The organism is Rhodoferax sp., from assembly GCF_014859475.1.
GTDB lineage: Bacteria > Pseudomonadota > Gammaproteobacteria > Burkholderiales > Burkholderiaceae_C > Rhodoferax.
Window position 1 is genome coordinate 1 of record NZ_JACUUE010000207.1, and the last position, 4,347, is coordinate 4,347.

General features: G+C 63.8%; 3 protein-coding genes. All 3 read right to left on the reverse strand.

Annotated features, from left to right (window positions below; all coding sequences use genetic code 11):
- Nucleotides 1-1,484 (reverse strand): 4-alpha-glucanotransferase (gene malQ, locus IBX54_RS13040; protein ID WP_296543094.1); only part of this gene is annotated, 1,484 nt, incomplete at its 3' end.
- Nucleotides 1,485-1,582: 98 nt separating this feature from the next.
- Nucleotides 1,583-3,031 carry a glycogen synthase GlgA gene (glgA, locus tag IBX54_RS13045; RefSeq protein WP_296543095.1) on the reverse strand — a complete coding sequence of 483 codons (1,449 nt, stop codon included), beginning with the start codon at nt 3,029-3,031 and terminating at the stop codon, nt 1,583-1,585.
- 13 nt (nt 3,032-3,044) lie between these two features.
- Nucleotides 3,045-4,319 (reverse strand): glucose-1-phosphate adenylyltransferase, encoded by a 1,275-nt coding sequence (gene glgC, locus IBX54_RS13050; RefSeq protein WP_296543096.1) that lies wholly within the window; start codon nt 4,317-4,319, stop codon nt 3,045-3,047.
- Nucleotides 4,320-4,347: the final 28 nt, after the last annotated feature.

Here is a 4,347-nt window from a genome sequence, read left to right on the forward strand (position 1 = left end):
CCGCTGGCGGCGGTGATGTTGGCCAGCTGCTCGGCAACTTCGGGCCCGACCCAGTCCCACTTGAAGCGCCACGTCCAGCAGCCCATGGTGCCGGGGGTGTTCATGCGGTGCGCGCTGCCCAGCCCCAGCACATCCTGGAACTGGCACAGCGACAGGCGCGCCACCGAAAAACTGGCCGCGCGCACCATGGCCCAATGAACCGCGTGCCCGTCGATTCCCAGGTAGTGTTCGGCAAAGGCCCGCTCATGCGCGCTGGCACTGGCCCACCAGCCGGGCACGGTGTCGTTGTCATGGGTGCCGGTATAAACCACGGTGTTGGGTGCAAAGTTGTGCGGCAAGAAGGGGCTTGCGGCATCGCCGGAAAAGGCAAACTGCAGCACCCGCATGCCGGGGAAACCGGTGCGCTCGCGCAACATAACCACCTCGTGCGTGATGATGCCGAGGTCTTCAGCGATGATGGGCAAATCGCCCAGCGCCACCGACAAGGCCTTGAACAGGGCATCGCCCGGCCCGGGCAGCCAGCGCCCTTGCACCGCATTGGGCTCGCCAGCCGGGATTTCCCAGTAATCGACAAAGCCGCGAAAGTGGTCGATGCGCACCAGGTCAGCCAGATGCAACTGACGGCGCACCCGCTCAATCCACCAGCGGTAGCCGTCATGCGCCATGGCAGCCCAGTTGTACAGCGGGTTGCCCCAACGCTGGCCGGTGTTCGAGAAAAAATCGGGCGGCACGCCGGCCACGACGCGGGGTTGCCCCGCCGCATCCAACTCGTACAGGTCTGGCCGGGCCCAGCAGTCGGCACCGTGGTGTGCCACAAAAATCGGCAGGTCGCCCACCAAGCGCACGCCTTTGTCGTGGGCGTAACGCTTGATGGCCTGCCACTGCACCTCGAATTGCCACTGCACAAAGCGCCAAAAGGCGATTTCCTGCGCATGGCTGGCACGCGCCTTGGCCAGCGCCACCGGGTCACGCAGGGCCAGCGCCGGCGGCCACTCGGGCCACAGCGCGGGGCGGTGGGCCTGGTCCAGCGCCATAAAGAGGGTGTAGTCGTCCAGCCAGGCTTGCTCGCCCAAGGCCCAGGCGGCCAGCTCGGCCTGATCCTGCGCCGTGGCGTGCTGCGCAAACCCGGCAAATGCCTCGCGCAGTTTTTGCAGCCGCCAGGGTGTCAGCGCCGCATAGTCAACGCGCTCCTCGTCCCAACTGGCTTGCAGGCTTTGTGCCGCCAGCCAGCCGCGCTGCACCAAAGGCTCGAACGCCACCAGCAGCGGATTGCCGGCAAATGCCGAGCCGCCCATGTAGGGCGAATCCCCCGGCCCGACCGGCCCCAGCGGCAAGGTTTGCCACAGCGTTTGGCCGGCGCCGTGCAGCCAGTCGATAAAGAAATAGGCATTGGGGCCGAAATCGCCTATGCCGTGCGGCCCGGGCAGCGAGGTGGGATGCAACACTACCCCGGCGGCGCGCTGCGCCATCCATGAATCAGCCATGCGTTACGAACTCCCAATCAAAAATAAAAGAATGGCTGTTTTCCAGACAACTCAACCTGGATTGCGCAATCGGGTGCGATGAACTGTGCGATCCAGGTTCAACCCAGCAGGCGCTGGTAAAGCGCCACGTACTGCGCCGCAGCCTTGTCCCAACCGAGTGGCTGCTGCATGGCACGCTGGCGCACGCTGCGCCACTCGCTCTTGCGTTCATAAAGTGCCAAGGCGCGGCGCATGGCACGCGCCAGCGCCTCGGGCGTGAAATCATCAAACACAAAGCCGTTCGCCGTGCCGTCGGCCAGATTTTCCAGCGCGCAATCGACCACCGTGTCGGCCAGGCCGCCGACACGGTGCGCCAGCGGCAGGCTGCCATATTTCAGGCCATACATTTGCGTCAGACCGCAGGGCTCGAAGCGCGACGGCACCAGCGTGACATCGGTGGCCGCAAAAATGCGATGGGCGAAGGCTTCGTCGTAGCCAATGCGCACCGCCACCGCGTGCGGGTGGGCTGCCGCGCGCGCCTTGAACGCGGCCTCGAGCACAGCGTCGCCGGTGCCCAGCACCACCAGTTGCCCGCCCCGGGCGATCAGCTCATCGAGCACCGCCAGCACCAGGTGCAGCCCCTTTTGCTCGGTGAGGCGGCTCACCACGCCAAACAGCGGCGCCTCAGCCTGCTCAGTCAGGCCCAGTTCCAGCTGCAACGCGGCCTTGCAGCGCGCCTTGCCAGCCGGCTTTTTGGCATCGAAGGCATGGGCGATGGCGGCATCGGTGGCCGGGTTCCAGACCGCCTCGTCCACCGCATTGAGGATGCCGCTCAGGTCATGGGCCCGCGAGCGCAGCAGGCCGTCGAGGCCGCAGCCCTGCTCGGGCGTCTGTATTTCCCGGGCGTAGCTCGGGCTCACGGTGGTGATGTGGTCGGCGTAATAAAGCCCGGCTTTCATGAACGACAACTGGCCGTGAAATTCCAGGCCGTTGACCGAAAACGCGGCGTTTGGCAAGCCCAACTCGAAAAAATTGTTTGGCGCAAACACGCCCTGGTAAGCCAGGTTGTGCACGGTATAAACGCTCGCCACCCGCTTGCCCTGAACCGGTCCAAACGTCAGGTAGGCCGGCGTCAGGGCTGCATGCCAGTCGTGGCTGTGCGCCACCTCGGGCTGCCAATGGGCATCGAGCCCACTGGCCAGCTTGGCAGCCACCCAGCCGAGCAAGGCAAAGCGCCGGTGGTTGTCCTGGAACGGCCGACGCTGCGCGTCTTCATAGGGTGTGCCCGGGCGGCAATACAAAGCTGGCGCATCGATCACGTAAGCCGTCAGGCCAAGCGCGCCCAGCACGCCCTGGCGCAACACGATGCGCTCACCCCAGGGCGTGGTGAGCTCGGCCAGCACGGTGGGCGACTGCAGGTCACCCATGATCGGCGCAAAACCCGGCAATAACACCCGCACATCGCACCCCGCCGCCTTCAGCGCGGCGGGCAAGGCGCCGGCAATATCAGCCAGGCCGCCGGTTTTAAGCAGCGGAAAAATCTCGGCACTGACTTGCAAAACTTTCATCGCAGGGTTCTTTTCATTTGAGTTTGGCAAGCATCTCGCGGGTGATCAGCACCACGCCGCCTTCGCTGCGCTCAAAGCGCTGCGCGTCCAGCGCAGGGTCTTCACCCACCACCAGGCCTTCTGGCAATTCACAGCCACGGTCGATCACCACCTTGCGCAGGCGGCAATGGCGGTTGACGGTCACATCGGGCAGCACCACAGCTTTGTCGATATGACAGTCCGAATGCACCCGCACTTCAGAGAAGAACACCGACTGCGCCACGTAAGAGCCCGACACAATACAGCCACCCGACACCACCGTGTTGGCATAAATGCCATGGTTGCCATCCTTGTCCGGCACAAACTTGGCCGGTGGCAACTGGCGCTGGTAGGTCCAGATTGGCCATTCGGTGTCGTAAATGTCGAGCTCGGGCACGGTCGAAGCCAGGTCGAGGTTGGCCGACCAGAACGCGTCAATGGTGCCAACGTCGCGCCAGTAAGGCGCTACCTCCTTGACCCGCGACACGCACGACAGGCCAAACGGATGCGCCAGCGCCCGGCCATCGGCCACAGCGCGTGGAATCACGTTTTTGCCGAAGTCATGCTCAGACTCCGGATTGGCCAGGTCTTCTTCAAGCAGTTGGTACAGGTAATCGGCATCAAAAATGTAAATGCCCATGCTGGCCAGCGACACGGCGTCATTGCCCGGCATGGGCGGCGGGTCGGCAGGCTTCTCGACGAAAGCGGTGATCTGGCGCGTCTCGTCGATGGCCATCACCCCGAACGCGCTGGCCTCGGCGCGGGGCACTTCGATGCAGCCCACCGTGCAGCCCGCCTCCCGCGCCACGTGGTCCTTGAGCATGATCGAGTAGTCCATCTTGTAAACGTGGTCGCCGGCCAGGATCACGATGTATTTGGGTTTGCTCGAACGAATGATGTCGAGGTTCTGGAAAATGGCGTCGGCCGTGCCGCGGTACCAGTGCTCCTCGCCTGCACGCTGCTGGGCCGGCAGCAGGTCCACCATTTCATTGAGCTCGGCGCGCAAAAAACTCCAGCCGCGCTGCAAATGGCGCATCAGCGAGTGCGACTTGTACTGCGTCACCACCGCCATGCGCCGGATGCCGGAATTGAGGCAATTCGACAGCGCAAAGTCGATGATGCGGAACTTGCCGCCAAAGTAAACCGCCGGTTTGGCGCGCGTGTCGGTCAATTGCTTGAGCCGCGAACCGCGCCCGCCGGCCAGGATCAAGGCCACGGTATGCCTTACCAGTTGATGGGTTTCTTTGGATCTTTGCTCAAAATGCACCATGAGTATCTCCTCGTTGATTAATTTTGTT